The following is a 14,513-nucleotide window of genomic DNA, read 5'->3' as shown; positions in this document are numbered from 1 at the left end:
CGATGAGAATGAAACTCGAAGAGCCGCGCCTTTATCTCTTATGTCTCAAGACTTGCTTGCGAGGCGCTCGATCGCCTGTTGCGTGGCGGCACCGAAGTCGCCGTCAATCGGTCCGCCATAATAACCGCGATCCCGAAGCAGCACCTGCATTTCCTTGCGGAAGTCCGGCGTGAAATTGTTGGGCTGCGTCCGCAACTCCTCAAGCTTGGCCGGATCGCCGCCCTCGATGCTCGCCGCCGCCCAGCGAACCGCCTCCTTGGCATCCGCTTTGGTGCCGAGGCCGTAATCATAAAGCCGGCTCAGATTGCCCATGGCGTAGGCGCTGCCGGCATTCGCTGCCATCTCATACCAGGTGCGTGCCTGCACATAGTCCTGCGAGACACCGTTGCCGATATCGTAGAACCAGCCGAGCAATGCCATGGAATAGGAATCGCCCATATTGGCGGCCTTCTCATACCAGACCTTGGCTTCGCTGTAGTTCTGCTCGGTTCCCAACCCGTTCTGATAGGCCCAGCCGAGCGAGGACATCGCATTGGTGTCGCCGCTTTCGGCCGCCTTTTTGTACCAGGAGAGCGATTGCGCCAGGTCCTTCGGGAGGCCAAGTCCTTCGCGATAGAACCACCCCATCGTCGCCATGGCGTTGGCATAACCCTGGTTGGCCGCCAGTTCATACCATCTGGCTGCTTCGGCATAGTCCTGCGTGATGCCGCCATAGCCCTCACGGTAGAGCCAGCCGAGGGACGCCTGGCCGTAGGCGTTGCCGCCCCTGGCCGCCTGCTCGAACATCCGCTTGCCTTGGTCGACATCCACCGGACCATCGGTCCCATAGACTGAAAACCAAGCGAGATTCGTCAGCGCGTACAGGTTGCCGCCGTCGGCGGCCTTCCGGTAGTTGCGCCGCGCGTCGACATAGTTGCGGCCGGCATCCTGCGCCCGACCCAGCATGTTGACGAGCATCATATCGTCCGGATTCTCGTTGACGGCCTGGGCGCAGGCGGTCAAAGCCCGCTCGGAATCGAGCTTCAGGAAATTGACCCCCAGGAAGCCCGGCATCGATTGCGGTTCGCCCGCGAGCAGATAGCAATCGCGCGAGGCCTGCGTGTCCTTGCCGGTCGGCGAGACGTTGAGACCCTTTTGCGGTTCCAGCGCCGCGATCTGCTGCTCGGCCTCGGCCTTGTGCCTGCTATCCGGATAGCGCTCGATAAAGCGCGTCAATGCCGCAGCATCGGTCGACTGCTTCAATGCCTCCCAGGCAATCTCGTCGGGCGCCACACTCGACGTCTGCTCGGCCTCGGTCAGACGTTTCAGCTTCTTTTCGGCGAGCATCCTGTAGACGGGATCCGACCCATGCTTCGCCAGGAACGCCGCGATCAGATCCTTGTCGGCGAGGTCGCGAATGTTCTGCCAGTCGGCAGCGGCCTCCGATTGGCTGTTTGGCGAGAGTTGGCCGCCATTGTTGGTGATATTGATGTTCACCTCTTTGATATTGAGGAAGATCTGCGCCCCGCCGAGCGACCCGTAGACGAACGGCTCCTGGCCGCGATTGGTCACAGACACCACCTCGTCCCGCACCTTGCCAAGCGCAATGCGAACGTCGACGCCCGGCTCGGTCAGGTATTTGGCGAGTGCCGTGGCGAAGGGGCTGTTCTTGCCCTCCCCGTCGAGCGCGACCGTACCGGCCTTGGAGGCAAAGGCGACAAGCAGGTCGGCTGATTCCGGCTCGACACGCGCAAGCCCCCTGGAAACCGCTCTGGTCGAGATCGAACGCGTCATGCTTTGTTCAAAGGGATTGTTGCGGCACGCGTCGAGGATGACGAGCTTGAGCTTGGTCGCACCTTCGAGCGAACGCTGAACCCGGTCGAGCCCGATCGCCTCGTCTTCGACGTCCTTGTCCGTTTTCAGTTGCACGTCGACGGGAAGCAGAAAATTCTCGCCGTTCATCTCCATTCCGTGACCGGAATAATAGACGATCGCCACTTCGGCGCCGGTCGCGAGATCCTCGAAGTCTCGCAGCGCCTTGACCATGTCCTGGCGGCCGACGTCGTGCACCGTCGTGACCGAATCGAAGCCGGCGTCCTCGAAGGAGGCCTTCATCAGTTCCACGTCATTGGCGGGGTTGTTGAGCGGCGACGTCGCTTCATATTTCTCATTGCCGATCAACAGCGCGACGCGCTTGGCAGCCCATGCATCCGCAATCGGCACAAACAACGCGATACAAAGAATAGAAAGCGGCAGCCAGTGCCGCGAATGCCCCGTGAACATGCCATTCCCTCCGGCACCGACCATCGTCCTTCGCCTTGCCCGGCTTGAACGACCGACGATGCCCTCGCCCATCTGCCCGCGGAATCACCACAGCGGGCGCTCCGGTCATGCCTGACGGAAGTATTACGTATGAGATGGGGGCTTTCAATGTACGCAAGCGTCATAATTTGCTCGGTGAGGCGCGTGCGCACGGCGCAAGGTCGAAGCAAGCCGATGTGCTTAGCTGAGACACGAAAGCGGCACAGCCGTCGATTCCACAGACGGCGAAGCTGCGAGGGTTACGAAGGGCGGTCGGTCTCGGAGCTTGTCATGTCCATGAAGATGCATGTCGCAGAAGGAAAGCCCGGCCAGCTTGCAACGACGCATCAGCACTATTTCATCGAGCGGCCCTGCCGTATCCTCGTCATTGGCCAACACCTGAAAGCGAAGACCAAATTTCAATGCCTGCTGCGCCATATCTCGATTGCCGGCGCGATGCTCGACTTCAATGCTGCGATCCCGCTGCCGAAGCACTTCTTTCTGGAGATCGAAGGTTTCAAGGAGGAAATCGGTTGCTCGCAGGTTCATCGAGAAGGCACCGAACTCGGCGTGCGCTTCAACATGCTGCTGTCACCGGATTTCCTGAGACGCCTCATTCGAATCCAATTCTCCAGCGGCGCGCTCTGATTCTCAAGCGCAAACGCGCGACATTAGATTTTTAGTGATCGATTTCAGGGGATTGCAAGTTTCTCCTGCGAAAGTGATTCTATCATTGGCGGAGTTGGGCCACTGCGATGTGGGGCAAATGAATTGTCCTGGGTTGCCGAATGCGTTCGGGAAACGATCGCATGCGCAATCCGGCTCTGGCGGAGAATAGCGCATGTCGCACCAGACAATGTATTCCTGCGTCCCTTCGCCATTCTACGAGCGACGCTACGAACGTTTCTCCGTCGCCCACGCGGGTACGGTGACGTCGGTCCGGCCGGGACTCGGCGGCGTCTCGGTCAGGCCATGCCGAATGATCGACATATCGCGTGGCGGAGCCAGCTTTGCGGTCGATACCACCATCGGGCTGTCTCAACATTATTATCTGCACATTATCGGCACGCCGCTCAGGATCGGCTGCGCCGAGGTCTATCGCAACGGCGAGCGCATCGGTGTCCAATTCATTAAGCCGATCGAACAAACCTTGCTGCGCGAAATCATCCGGCAGGATTTCTTTACCGGACAGAACGGCAAGGCGGCCAAATCGCGCTGATTGCCGGGCTGCGACGGCGTACCGCAATGAACAGCGGAATTCCGGCAGCTTTTCTCGGCAAGGCGATTCCGAATTGCGGCAGCTTGCGCTAAGTTCCCCGGACTTTCTTCGAACGGGGCCCATTCTCCAGCATGTCCGCTTTCTCTCGCTTCACGCCGCTCATCCAATCCCTTCCGTCTACAATTCCGTTCGTCGGCCCGGAGGCAATCGAACGGCAACGTGGGAGAGCCATCGCAGCGCGCATCGGCGCCAACGAAAGCGGGTTCGGTCCGGCCCCAAGTGTCCTGGCGGCAATCAATGAAGCGGCCGGCGGAACGTGGAAATATGCCGACCCGGAAAACCACGACCTGAAACAGGCAATCTCTGCGCATCTCGGCACCACACCGGCCAATATCGCCATCGGTGAAGGCATCGACGGATTGCTCGGGCAGATCGTCCGCATGGTGATCGAACCGGGCATGCCCGTCGTCACATCGCTCGGCGCCTATCCCACCTTCAACTATCATGTCGCCGGCCATGGCGGTCGGCTGGTTACGGTACCCTATGCCGAAGACCGAGAAGACCTCGACGCTTTGCTTGCAGCGATGAAGCGGGAAAATGCGCCGCTCGTCTATTTCGCCAATCCCGACAATCCGATGGGAAGCTGGTGGCCGGCCGAGCGCATCGTCGAATTCGCCCGGGCTTTGCCGGAAACAACGCTCCTTATTTTGGATGAAGCCTATTGCGAGACGGCGCCGGCCGAATCCCTGCCGGCCATCGATGCCTTGATCGATTGCCCGAACGTCGTGCGCACGCGCACCTTCTCGAAAGCCTATGGGCTTGCAGGGTCGCGCGTCGGCTATGTCATCAGTACGCCGGGCACGGCGCAGGCCTTCGACAAGATCCGCAACCACTTCGGCATGAACCGGATCGGTGTCGCGGCAGCAATCGCCGCGCTTGCGGACCAGAACTATCTAAAGGAAGTAATTGCGAACATCGCAGCGTCACGCCAGCGCATTGCGGCCATTGCCGCCGACAACGGCCTCACGCCGCTTGCCTCCGCCACCAATTTCGTCGCGATCGACTGCGGCCGGGATGCCGTCCATGCCCGCGCGATCGTCGAAACAATGATGAATGATCATGGCATCTTCATCCGGATGCCGGGCGTGGCGCCCCTCAACCGCTGCATCCGTGTCAGCACCGGACCGGAAGCGGAGATGGGCCTTTTTGCGGCCGCCCTGCCCGAGGTTCTGAAAAAGCTGGCCTGATCCGGCTTTCAGATCCTGCTGTTGGGCGGCGCTCACGCTGAGTGCCGCCTTATCGGTTCAATGAACCGTCATCCATTCGCGAGCGGCGCGAAGGGCTGCGGCGAGATCTACCTTGCTCATCGTCATCGCTAGGTCGGCGCGCAGGTCGACGGCGCGGTCGCAGCCCTTGATCGCCGCGATGTTCAACCACTTGTGGGCGGCGACGAGATCGACCGGGCGTCCGTGGCCGGTCGCATAGGCCAAACCCATTTCACAGAAGATTTCCGCCTGGTTGTCACCACCCATCGCGGCATCCGAAGCAACCTGCATATCAAAGCGTGCCATTGTCTTGTCCCTGTCTTGCCTGGTTGGTTTTTCCGAAGCGGCCCGCCCGTTGGGGCGGGCCATGCTCCAGATCAGCACTTGTTTTGGTCCCTGTTCGACCTTGCCTCTTATTGGGCCTTTCCGGAGCGCACCGTCTTTTTGCGGCGTCGTCTTCGGTGGTTTGTCGGAGCGTTTTTGTCCGCTCGTCTTATGGCTCCAATATGCAGCAGGGCTTTCAATGCGCGCTTAAAATGCATGCTTAATTTGCGACAAACAAAGTTCAAACGCTTGGTAAACTTGAGTTTTTGTTAAACATCGGAAGGCCGGGAATCCCGCGCATTCGCCGCAAAATTTACGAAAAATTCAACTGCCGATTTCAACCAAACGCTAACCACGAAATGATCGACGGTGGCGGAGCCGACAGGAATTCCTCGTTTCGACCTGCGTGAAACGGCCAGGAAAAAGCGCCGAAAGCCGTCGCTGGGCTTGTTTACCTTTACGTGCGCGTAAGCTATCGTGCGCGCGGCGGTGAGGAGCCTGCCTTTGCACACGAGGACATCTCAAGAGCTGCCGGCGGAGCGGACCACGCCGGCAGCCTCGATCTGGAGGACTGGAATGTTACGAACCTTGCTCATGACCGCGACGCTCGCGCTTGGCATTACCGGGACGGCTGCGGCAGCAGAACCGATCGTCGGCAACTGGAAGACCGCGAGCGGAGCAACCGCGGAGATCGCCCCCTGCGGCGGCGCATTCTGCGTGACACTGAAGACCGGCAAGCATGCCGGCAAGCGCATCGGCAACCTCTCCGGCACCGACGGCAGCTATTCCGGCGAAATCACCGATCCGGATACCGACAAGACCTATAGCGGTTCGGGCTCCGTCAACGGCAATTCGCTGAAGATGAAAGGCTGCGTCCTGAAGGTGCTCTGCAAGTCACAGATCTGGACGCGCCTCTAGAGCGGTTCCGGCTTTGACTGAATCGGAGGGGATTCCGTTTCGGTCCATTTTGTGATTCAAGATGCTGGCTGGAGGGGAGGCCAGCATCTGATGACGCGACCTCTTTCGAATGATCTTCGTGAACGTGTTGTGTGCGCCATTGAGGCCGGCGAAAGCTGCCGATCGGTTGCGGCTCGTTTCGGCATTGCCGTATCGTCGGCGGTGAAGTGGTCTCAGCGCTACCGTTCGAGTGGGTCTGTGGCGCCCGGCAAGATGGGCGGCCACCGCAAGCATCTGCTGGAGCCGCACCGTGCGTTTATCGCGGAGAGGATCAACCAGATGCCGCATTTGTCGCTGCATAGGCTGCAGGAAGAGCTGGCGGCGCGTGGGGTGAAGGTGTCGCACGATACGGTCTGGCGGTTCCTGCGCCGCGAGGGGCTGCGGTTCAAAAAAAACGCTGTTCGCGCTTGAGCAGGCCCGTGCCGATATTGCCCGCCGGCGGCAACGCTGGCGCTCCTGGCAGTCCGGTCTCGATCCGAGACGGCTGGTGTTCATTGACGAAACCTGGATCAAGACCAACATGGCGCCGCTGCGGGGGTGGGGGCCGCGAGGCAAGCGCCTGCGCGGCTTTGCCCCGTACGGCCACTGGCGCACGCTGACCTTTCTCGGCGCTTTGCGCCACGACCGGCTAACCGCGCCTTGCGTCTTCGACGGACCGATCAACGGTCAGTGTTTCCGCGCTTATGTTGAGCAACTGCTCGTGCCCGTGCTCGAACCCGGCGACATCGTCATCATGGACAATCTCGGCTCCCACAAGTCGGCCGCCATCCGGCAGATGATCCAAGCCGCTGGCGCAAGGCTCTGGTATCTACCCCCATACTCGCCCGATCTTAATCCGATCGAGCAAGCCTTCGCCAAAATCAAACACTGGATGCGGGCGGCGCAGAAGCGAACCATCGAGGAGACATGGCAACACCTCGGCAGCCTCGTCTCCTCAGTTCAACCCGACGAATGCAGCAACTACTTCGCCAATGCCGGATATGCTTCCGTCAAAACCTGAAACGCTCTAAGCAACTTCGTTGCGCGACCCACGACCATCGAAGAATTGAAAGGGCGGCCACCGGCCGCCCTTTTTGCATATGCTTTCCATCGGCTTGGCCGCTCTGTTCCGCCAGGCTCGGCATTTCCCGGCTCGCGCGACAGCGGCCCAAATGCAACCGAAGATGAACGCCAGATGAACGGACATCTCAGCATCAATTCAGTTTGGGTGTGCGAAAACACACTCAATCGATTTGAACCTGCCTCCAAACAACGGACAGAACCATGGATATCCTTGCTCGGCGCCTCACCATCATCAGCCTTCTGATGGTCGTTTTCGCTGTAACTCTCGCCGCTGCCGTCAGCGCGGACACCGAACGCCGCCGCAGCAACACCTACCTCGGTTCGCTGACGGATTGCACCGCACACACGGCGCAATACTGCCAGGCCAAACTCTAACCCGGACGAGACGGGCTGCGCCCGGCTCCGTCGCCAAGTGAAACCGATCACCTCGTGATCTGATGGAGTGACGAACATGCTGGCCGCTCTTTCGACATCCGCGTTTCTCTCGCTGCGCGTGCTTGCGCTGGCCGGCCTGTTGATGGCACCGGTCGGGGCGCTTGCCTACTCCAAGGCCAACGGTGCCGGCATCGGCAAGCAGGGCGCCGGCCTCGTCCTCTTCGTAACCCTGCAGCGCCAGTCCATGACCTGAGGCGGGGTACCCCGGAACGGAACCGCATGAAAAGGGGCCTCGCGCCCCTTTATTCTTTCCGGCTTGCGTTTGGCGTCTCTTTCCTGTCCTCTCGCTCCGACTGAGCCGCGCATCTTGTGCGCCCTAGTCGCCGTAGCACTTTGAGTAGCTGCGTGTTTCCTTTGATCGGATACGACTGAAGGAAACAGGCAGCGGGATTTGCCACAACGAGCCGTTGTCAGCCTGATGCCCGCCTATCTTGTCTATACGCTTGCCGCCCTTGCCGAAATCGCCGGCTGTTTCGCCTTCTGGGCGTGGCTGAAGCTCGACAAGTCCATCTTCTGGCTCATACCCGGCATGGCGTCCCTGGCGCTTTTCGCCTGGCTTCTCACCCTAGTCGACAGTCCGGCGGCCGGGCGGGCCTTTGCCGCCTATGGCGGCGTCTATATCGCCGCCTCGCTGCTCTGGCTGTGGCTGGCGGAGGGCGTCAAACCGGACCGCTGGGATCTGACGGGCATGACGGTCGCGCTGCTCGGCAGCGCCATCATCCTTGCCAGCCCGCGTTGAGCCCATCGATACGCCAATCGCGACACAGTTGTGCGCGCCAATATCTTGTCGTTTGCTTGTCAGAAGCCGCAGCCTATAATGCGACATGAACAAGCGAATCTCTTCACACTCCGTCCTTTCCGTCGCAACGCCTCAGCCTTTCGAGCCGCAGTACTTCGACGATCCCGCCGCTGCCGTCGATTGCCTCGAGGCGCTTTACGAGCGTAATACCCGGTTCCTCTGCGAAGCTTTCGAGGGTCTGGGGAAAACCGATAAGCCCCTGACGCGCTATCGTGCCTGCTACCCTCAGGTCAGCATCGAGACGAGCAGCTTCGGCCACGTCGATTCCCGTCTGTCCTTTGGCTATGTCAGCGCCCCCGGCGTCTACACGACCACGATCACCCGGCCAAAGCTCTTCCGGCACTATCTGAAGGAACAGCTCGGTCACCTGATCCGGAACCACGGCCTCGGCATCACTGTTTCGGAATCGGCGACCCCGATCCCGCTGCACTTCGCCTTTGGCGAGGGCGCCTATGTGGAGGCATCGGCCGCAAACACCATCGACATTCCGCTGCGCGATCTGTTCGATGCACCTGACCTAACGACCACCGACGATGAGATCGCCAACGGCTCCTATGAGCCGGGTCCCGGAGAACCCTCTCCGCTCGCGCCCTTCACCGCCCAGCGCATCGACTATTCGCTGGCGCGCCTTAGCCATTACACCGCGACAAGCGCCACGCACTTCCAGAACTTCGTTCTCTTTACGAACTACCAGTTCTATGTCGACGAGTTCTGCGCCTGGGCCCGCCAGCAGATGGCCGAAGGCGGCAACGGCTACACGGCCTTCGTCGAACCCGGCAACATCATCACGCCGGCCGGCTCCGACAAGCCGGAGACCGATTACCCGCTCGCCCGGCTGCCGCAGATGCCTGCCTATCACCTGAAGAAGAAGGGGCACGGCGGCATCACCATGGTCAATATCGGCGTTGGCCCCTCCAATGCCAAGACGATCACCGACCACATCGCGGTGCTGCGGCCGCATGTCTGGCTGATGCTCGGCCATTGCGCCGGCCTTCGCAACAGCCAGCGCCTTGGCGACTATGTGCTTGCGCACGCCTATATGCGCGAGGACCACGTGCTCGACGACGACCTGCCGGTCTGGATCCCCCTGCCGGCACTCGCCGAAGTCCAGGTGGCGCTGCAGGATGCCGTTGCCGAGGTCACCGGCTACCGCGACTACGATCTCAAACAGATCATGCGCACCGGAACGGTCGCGACCATCGACAACCGCAACTGGGAACTTCGCGACCAGCGCGGCCCGGTCAAGCGTCTGTCGCAGGCACGCGCCATCGCGCTTGACATGGAATCGGCGACGATCGCCGCCAACGGCTTCCGCTTCCGCGTGCCCTATGGAACGCTGCTTTGCGTGTCGGACAAGCCGCTGCATGGCGAATTGAAGCTGCCGGGCATGGCGACCGCCTTCTACAAGACGCAGGTCAGCCAACACCTGAAGATCGGCATCCTCGCTCTACAGAAGCTTGCGTCCATGCCGCCGGAGAAACTGCATTCCCGCAAGCTCAGAAGCTTCTACGAAACCTCGTTCCAGTAATCATTGGGACTCCCGCAGCCACGGCGGGGGCCCAATTCACACTGTCACGGGATTGCTCAGCGTTTTCTCCCCAACGCCATCGACAGCATCGTGCCCGCCACTGCGGACACGATGATCAAAAGATGCGCGTTGACTCCGGCGGCCGCCAGCTGCTCCAGCCCGGCGCGATCGGCGCCAGCGCCGAAGGATACCGCGCCGGCCGCGATCGCCGCTGGATAGGTCCCGACGCCCGCGGGCGCATGCATCGGCAGCACCGAAGAGAGTTCGCCGCCGAGGGCACCGCCGAAACAGGCGGCCAACGGCGCGACGCCCATAAAGGCCAGCACCCAGGCAAGAACGATAACCTTGACCGCCCAGTTGAGAATGGTCATGCCCCAGGCGCGCAGAAACGCGACGATGTTGGCGGGAACACCCGCCTCCAATTCGTCGACGACGACATCGAGCTTTGTCGGCAGCAACCGGCGCGCCAGCGCAATCACTTGGTCCTTCAGAAGAAAGAAGAAAAGCGGCGAGACGAACGCAGCCAACCACAGGATCCACAGGACGGCTGACCCACGGTCGATGACGAGGCCAACGGCGGCAACGACGAGAAGGGCGTGCAGGTCGAGCAGGCGCATCACCAGGAGCGCCGAAGTGCCGCGTGCAAGTGGCACGGAAAACTCCGAGCGCATCAGGAGCGGAAAGCTCGTCTCGCCGGCGCGAAACGGCAGCATGATGTTCAGGAGGTTGTGAACCTGGGTGACGCGAAACAGCGGCAGGAAGCGCCCCGCCGTTTCGTTCGGGAAGTAATCGTGGATGCGATAGCAGCGAATAAAGTAGGTCGCGACGAGCAACACCAAAGCCGAGATTGCCGGGCCGAAACCGATCTCGGACCATTGCTTCAGCAGCACGCCCCATCCCCAGAACCATTCGACGAAGGCCGCGTAGGCCGCTATGGCACCTGCCGACAGCAATGTCATCCGGTTGCGGGCGAGCCAGGATCGCCCGTCGGACTGGCAATCCGAAGTCATCAGATCTCGATTTCCCGTGTTGAAACGCAAGAATGAACGTTGGTTATCACTGATAACTGTGCAAGAAAACGATTATGTAAGCGCAATCCCAATCTTGCGGCAATTACAAGCGCCGCATGCACGAGCTGTTCCTATGTACTCCATCGAACTATCCGTCGTCATTCCCGTGTTCAACGAGGAGGACAGCATCCAGCCGCTGATTACACGGGTCCGCGATGCGCTGGCGACGTTTCCATCTCCTTGGGAACTGATCCTCGTTGACGACGGCAGCACCGACCGAACGCTTGCAAATGCAAGAAAGGCCCTTTCCGATCCTGACCTCGATCTCAAGATCGTCGAATTGCAGAAGAACTTCGGGCAGACGGCGGCTATGCAGGCCGGGATCGATACTGCTGCCGGACGGTTGATCGCCACGCTCGACGGCGACCTGCAAAACGATCCGGCCGATATCCCTGAAATGGTCAAGGCAATCGAGGAGCGCGAGCTCGACCTGCTCGTCGGTTGGCGAAAGAACCGGCAGGATGGTCTCTTACTCCGGAAGATCCCCTCCTGGTGCGCCAACCGCCTGATCGGCAAGATCACCGGCGTCAGGTTGCATGATTATGGCTGCAGCCTGAAGGTATACCGGACCTCCGTCATCAAGCAGGTGAAGCTGATGGGGGAAATGCACCGCTTCATTCCCGCCTGGGTCGCCGGCGTGGTTCCGAGCAGCCGTATCGGCGAGATGCCTGTAACCCACCACGCACGGCAGCATGGCCAGTCGAAGTATGGGCTTTCCAGAACCTTCCGGGTGATCCTCGATCTGCTGTCGGTGCTCTTCTTCATGCGATACAAGGCGCGCCCGGGGCACTTCTTCGGCTCGATCGGGCTGGCCACAGGGGCGCTCAGTGCGCTGATCCTGGTCTATCTCGGTTTCGACAAGTTCATCCTTGGCAATGATATCGGAACGCGACCGATGCTGATCGTCGGCGTCATGCTGTTCCTCTCGTCCGTTCAGCTCATCACCACAGGCATTCTCGCTGAAATGATGGCGCGAACCTATTTCCGCGACGACGGCACCACCAACTACATCGTGCGGCAGGTTTTTGTCCGGGATCCGGCCGATGCTTGACGTCGTCAACCGTCGGCCAAACTTCGTCGTTGCGCTGATCGCCGGCTATTTCCTGTTCTGTATCGGTTTGCGCCTCGCCATATCCACATCACTCGAAATCGACGAGTCGGAACAAGCCTTCGTCTCACAGTTCCTGATGCTCGGCTATGGTTCGCAGCCCCCCTTCTACAATTGGCTGCAATACGGGCTCACCTCGGTTTTCGGGCCATCGCTTGCGACGATGACGGTACTCAAGAACGGGCTCCTGTTTCTCTGCTGTCTCTTCTACGGCCTTGCGGCGCGCGAGGTCCTCAACGAGCGGCGCCTGACCGCCATCGCCACGGTCGGCGTCCTGACCTTTCCGCCGATTTTCCTGCTCGCACAGCGCGACCTTTCGCATACGGTCGCAGCGCTGTTTGCCGTATCGCTGTTCCTCTACGGCTTTATCCGGACGATGACGCGGCCAAGTCTCTTCGCCTACGTCCTGACCGGCGCTGCTGTCGGCATCGGCGTCATCTCGAAGTACAACTTCGCGCTCGTCCCAGCCGCCGCGGTTCTTGCTATCCTGCCGGAGCCAAAGCTTCGCGCCCGGCTCTTCGACTGGCGCATCCTGGTTGCGGCCGCCGTCTGCGCGCTGATTGCGCTGCCGCACGGCTACTGGATCCTGGAAAATCTCGGCGCCGCCTCGCGAAATACCCTCAATGAGATGGGAACAGCCCAGCAAACGAGCCACCTGGCCAAGGCGCTCAAGGGGATTGTTGCCCTGGTTGCCGCAACACTTCGCGGCGCCGCCATTCCCTTGGTCGTCTTCGCCCTGGTGTTCCGCAAGGACCTGCCGGCAATCTGGCGAGCCGAGAGCCTGTGGACACGCGTCACCGGGCGCATGTTACTGCTCTGTCTCGGCGCGGTGCTGTTGATCATGCTGGCCGTCGGCGCCACCCACATGCGCGAGAAGTGGCTGGTTCTCTTTCTCGTCCTGCTGCCGCTTTACCTTGCTCTCAAGGTGGAGGCTTCCGGCGTCGACACCGCACGCAGCGTCCGCCCGTTCCTGGCGCTCGTCGCCTTCATCATTGTCACGACATTGGTGGTCGTCTCGGCGCGCGTGGTTGTTCGCCCCTGGTTCGGCAAATTGTCGAGGTTGAGCATTCCCTATAGTACCCTTGTCGAAACCGTGGCCCAGCAGGAGGGAGACGAGCCGGCGATGGTAATCGCCGCCGACAAGCTGCTTGGCGGCAATGTGCGCACGCGGCTGCATGGCGCCAAGGTTTTCGTCCCCGGCAACACCAGCAGCCCTCCGATCGAGCATCTGGCCGGGCCGCTTCTCGTGGTCTGGAGCGATAACGGCAAGCTCGATGCTCCACCACCTCAAGGACTCCTCGATTTCCTGAGGTCGTTCGGCGTACCGGAGGCGGCGATGAAGCCGCAGCAACTCGCCCTGCCCTATCTCAATGGCAACCTGCCGGATCGCTACGGCTTCGGCTACTTCTGGATCGCCGATCCGTCGCGGTCGGCGCCAACGAGCAGCTTGAGTTCACCGGGATGAATGCGAAGCGCGACGTCACGGCCCATCGGCAGGAGTTCTCCGTCGATGACGCAGTTGATCTTGCGCTCCACCCTCGGAAAATGCAGGTCGAGCGCATGACCGCTCATGGCGGTGATCAGCGGGCTATCGCGAAATTTGCCGCGCATGACATCGAAGGCGAGCTTGGCTACGCCCGGCGGACTCAAGGGCGGCGCCGTATAGAAGCCGAGGTGGCCGGCTGTGATGTCGTCGGCATACATCAGCGTATCGCGGCCGAACGGGTTGTTCGAGACTGAGACCGCCGAAACATGACGGCTCTCCTTGTGGCCGTCGACATCGAACTCGATCTCGAAATCAGGGGGATTGAGAATAACGCCGAACGCCGCGCGGGTGCTTGCGGCAATCTTGCCTGCCCTCGAACGAAAGCTGAAGGACTCGCGATAGCGCACCATGCGGGCATGGAGGCCCATGGAAAACTGGTGCACGAAGGCCCGACCATTCGCACTGCCGATGTCGCCGTCGATGATCACGCCGTTTGCCAGCACCTCCGGCACCTTCCAGATGTCGAGCGGCAGTTTCAGCGTACGGGCAAAAAGGTTCATCGTCCCGGCGGGAACGACACCAAGCGGCATGCTGTTCTTCCAGGCGACCCCGGCGGCCGCGGAAATCGTGCCGTCGCCACCACCGGCGAGGATCGCATCGAGATCGTCGCGGCGGCACGTGCGCTCCAGGGTCTCGCGCATCTCGCTTCCGGAAACCGCTGCGATCTCGACCTGATGCCCCGCATCGTGAAAAACTTCCTCGACCTTCCGGCCATAGGCCGTCATATCCGTCGTGCGGAAGGTTCCGCCATCACGATTGAAGATCGCCTTGATTTTCATGAATGGGTCACTGGCTCCGTTGCCGCGGCAATGCTGCTCATCGCGATCAGATAATCGCGTTCGCGGCCAATTCCAGAACCTTAGCGAAACTTAACGGGAATCGAGCGCGTGCCGATCCGCCCCGGAGATCCGCAACGGATC

15 protein-coding genes are annotated in these 14,513 nt (G+C 60.8%); 11 read left to right on the top strand and 4 right to left on the bottom strand.

Going from position 1 to position 14,513, the window contains the following annotated elements:
• Positions 1-45: 45 nt before the first annotated feature.
• Complete coding sequence (locus tag AC1Z3V_RS22595) at positions 46-2,262, bottom strand: caspase family protein (RefSeq protein ID WP_483501835.1); 2,217 nt, start codon at positions 2,260-2,262, stop codon at positions 46-48.
• 309 nt (positions 2,263-2,571) lie between these two features.
• On the opposite strand from AC1Z3V_RS22595, the gene AC1Z3V_RS22590 reads away from it, so the two are divergent.
• From AC1Z3V_RS22590 to AC1Z3V_RS22580, 3 genes are all read left to right on the top strand, one after another.
• Positions 2,572-2,928 carry a hypothetical protein gene (locus AC1Z3V_RS22590; RefSeq protein ID WP_483501833.1) on the top strand — a complete coding sequence of 119 codons (357 nt, stop codon included), beginning with the start codon at positions 2,572-2,574 and terminating at the stop codon, positions 2,926-2,928.
• Between the two features lie 193 nt (positions 2,929-3,121).
• The gene (locus AC1Z3V_RS22585) at positions 3,122-3,499 is read left to right on the top strand and encodes a PilZ domain-containing protein (RefSeq protein ID WP_429808195.1); all 378 of its coding nucleotides are present in this window, start codon (positions 3,122-3,124) and stop codon (positions 3,497-3,499) included.
• Between the two features lie 131 nt (positions 3,500-3,630).
• Positions 3,631-4,746: a pyridoxal phosphate-dependent aminotransferase gene (locus tag AC1Z3V_RS22580; protein WP_483501831.1), complete on the top strand. Its 1,116-nt coding sequence runs from the start codon at positions 3,631-3,633 to the stop codon at positions 4,744-4,746.
• A gap of 57 nt (positions 4,747-4,803) precedes the next feature.
• Here the strand turns inward: AC1Z3V_RS22580 and AC1Z3V_RS22575 are convergent, their stop codons facing one another.
• A complete protein-coding gene (locus AC1Z3V_RS22575; protein WP_429808190.1) occupies positions 4,804-5,070 on the bottom strand; it encodes a sel1 repeat family protein in 267 nt (88 codons plus the stop codon).
• A 594-nt stretch (positions 5,071-5,664) separates the two neighbouring features.
• Here AC1Z3V_RS22575 and AC1Z3V_RS22570 point away from each other — a divergent pair.
• From AC1Z3V_RS22570 to AC1Z3V_RS22545, 6 genes are all read left to right on the top strand, one after another.
• The gene (locus tag AC1Z3V_RS22570; protein WP_483501829.1) at positions 5,665-6,006 is read left to right on the top strand and encodes a DUF2147 domain-containing protein; all 342 of its coding nucleotides are present in this window, start codon (positions 5,665-5,667) and stop codon (positions 6,004-6,006) included.
• A 90-nt stretch (positions 6,007-6,096) separates the two neighbouring features.
• Positions 6,097-7,045, top strand: a protein-coding gene (locus AC1Z3V_RS22565; protein WP_483501827.1) for an IS630 family transposase whose coding sequence is annotated in 2 segments (ribosomal slippage) — positions 6,097-6,432 and positions 6,434-7,045 — 948 coding nt in all. Because the reading frame shifts where the segments join, the coding sequence is not laid out codon by codon here.
• Positions 7,046-7,308: 263 nt separating this feature from the next.
• A complete protein-coding gene (locus AC1Z3V_RS22560) occupies positions 7,309-7,482 on the top strand; it encodes a hypothetical protein (protein WP_034804185.1) in 174 nt (57 codons plus the stop codon).
• Positions 7,483-7,558: 76 nt separating this feature from the next.
• Positions 7,559-7,735 (top strand): hypothetical protein, encoded by a 177-nt coding sequence (locus AC1Z3V_RS22555; protein WP_162261310.1) that lies wholly within the window; start codon positions 7,559-7,561, stop codon positions 7,733-7,735.
• A gap of 225 nt (positions 7,736-7,960) precedes the next feature.
• Positions 7,961-8,281 carry a YnfA family protein gene (locus tag AC1Z3V_RS22550; RefSeq protein ID WP_483501825.1) on the top strand — a complete coding sequence of 107 codons (321 nt, stop codon included), beginning with the start codon at positions 7,961-7,963 and terminating at the stop codon, positions 8,279-8,281.
• An 85-nt stretch (positions 8,282-8,366) separates the two neighbouring features.
• Positions 8,367-9,869, top strand: a complete 1,503-nt coding sequence (locus tag AC1Z3V_RS22545) for an AMP nucleosidase (RefSeq protein ID WP_483501824.1) — start codon at positions 8,367-8,369, stop codon at positions 9,867-9,869.
• Between the two features lie 56 nt (positions 9,870-9,925).
• On the opposite strand, the gene AC1Z3V_RS22540 is transcribed toward AC1Z3V_RS22545, so the two are convergent.
• Entirely contained in the window at positions 9,926-10,879 is a 954-nt protein-coding gene (locus AC1Z3V_RS22540; protein WP_483501823.1) for a lysylphosphatidylglycerol synthase domain-containing protein, read from the bottom strand.
• A 133-nt stretch (positions 10,880-11,012) separates the two neighbouring features.
• Here AC1Z3V_RS22540 and AC1Z3V_RS22535 point away from each other — a divergent pair, with 133 nt between their 5' ends.
• Together AC1Z3V_RS22535 and AC1Z3V_RS22530 are read left to right on the top strand one after the other, a co-directional pair.
• Positions 11,013-11,990: a glycosyltransferase family 2 protein gene (locus AC1Z3V_RS22535; protein WP_483501822.1), complete on the top strand. Its 978-nt coding sequence runs from the start codon at positions 11,013-11,015 to the stop codon at positions 11,988-11,990.
• The gene (locus tag AC1Z3V_RS22530; RefSeq protein ID WP_483501821.1) at positions 11,983-13,512 is read left to right on the top strand and encodes an ArnT family glycosyltransferase; all 1,530 of its coding nucleotides are present in this window, start codon (positions 11,983-11,985) and stop codon (positions 13,510-13,512) included. The genes AC1Z3V_RS22535 and AC1Z3V_RS22530 overlap by 8 nt, the downstream gene beginning before the upstream one ends.
• On the opposite strand, the gene AC1Z3V_RS22525 is transcribed toward AC1Z3V_RS22530, so the two are convergent.
• Positions 13,449-14,372: a diacylglycerol/lipid kinase family protein gene (locus AC1Z3V_RS22525; protein ID WP_483501819.1), complete on the bottom strand. Its 924-nt coding sequence runs from the start codon at positions 14,370-14,372 to the stop codon at positions 13,449-13,451. The genes AC1Z3V_RS22530 and AC1Z3V_RS22525 overlap by 64 nt on opposite strands.
• Between the last annotated feature and the right edge of the window lie 141 nt (positions 14,373-14,513).

Source organism: Ensifer sp. 38_S197, assembly GCF_056924495.1.
This window is presented reverse-complemented; position numbering and strand designations above follow the sequence as displayed.

Coding starts and splice junctions, on each gene's coding strand:
- AC1Z3V_RS22595 (WP_483501835.1), bottom strand. CDS start 2,262: ATGTTCACGGGGCATTCGCGGCACTGGCTGCCGCTTTCTATTCTTTGT.
- AC1Z3V_RS22590 (WP_483501833.1), top strand. CDS start 2,572: ATGTCCATGAAGATGCATGTCGCAGAAGGAAAGCCCGGCCAGCTTGCA.
- AC1Z3V_RS22585 (WP_429808195.1), top strand. CDS start 3,122: ATGTCGCACCAGACAATGTATTCCTGCGTCCCTTCGCCATTCTACGAG.
- AC1Z3V_RS22580 (WP_483501831.1), top strand. CDS start 3,631: ATGTCCGCTTTCTCTCGCTTCACGCCGCTCATCCAATCCCTTCCGTCT.
- AC1Z3V_RS22575 (WP_429808190.1), bottom strand. CDS start 5,070: ATGGCACGCTTTGATATGCAGGTTGCTTCGGATGCCGCGATGGGTGGT.
- AC1Z3V_RS22570 (WP_483501829.1), top strand. CDS start 5,665: ATGTTACGAACCTTGCTCATGACCGCGACGCTCGCGCTTGGCATTACC.
- AC1Z3V_RS22560 (WP_034804185.1), top strand. CDS start 7,309: ATGGATATCCTTGCTCGGCGCCTCACCATCATCAGCCTTCTGATGGTC.
- AC1Z3V_RS22555 (WP_162261310.1), top strand. CDS start 7,559: ATGCTGGCCGCTCTTTCGACATCCGCGTTTCTCTCGCTGCGCGTGCTT.
- AC1Z3V_RS22550 (WP_483501825.1), top strand. CDS start 7,961: ATGCCCGCCTATCTTGTCTATACGCTTGCCGCCCTTGCCGAAATCGCC.
- AC1Z3V_RS22545 (WP_483501824.1), top strand. CDS start 8,367: ATGAACAAGCGAATCTCTTCACACTCCGTCCTTTCCGTCGCAACGCCT.
- AC1Z3V_RS22540 (WP_483501823.1), bottom strand. CDS start 10,879: ATGACTTCGGATTGCCAGTCCGACGGGCGATCCTGGCTCGCCCGCAAC.
- AC1Z3V_RS22535 (WP_483501822.1), top strand. CDS start 11,013: ATGTACTCCATCGAACTATCCGTCGTCATTCCCGTGTTCAACGAGGAG.
- AC1Z3V_RS22530 (WP_483501821.1), top strand. CDS start 11,983: ATGCTTGACGTCGTCAACCGTCGGCCAAACTTCGTCGTTGCGCTGATC.
- AC1Z3V_RS22525 (WP_483501819.1), bottom strand. CDS start 14,372: ATGAAAATCAAGGCGATCTTCAATCGTGATGGCGGAACCTTCCGCACG.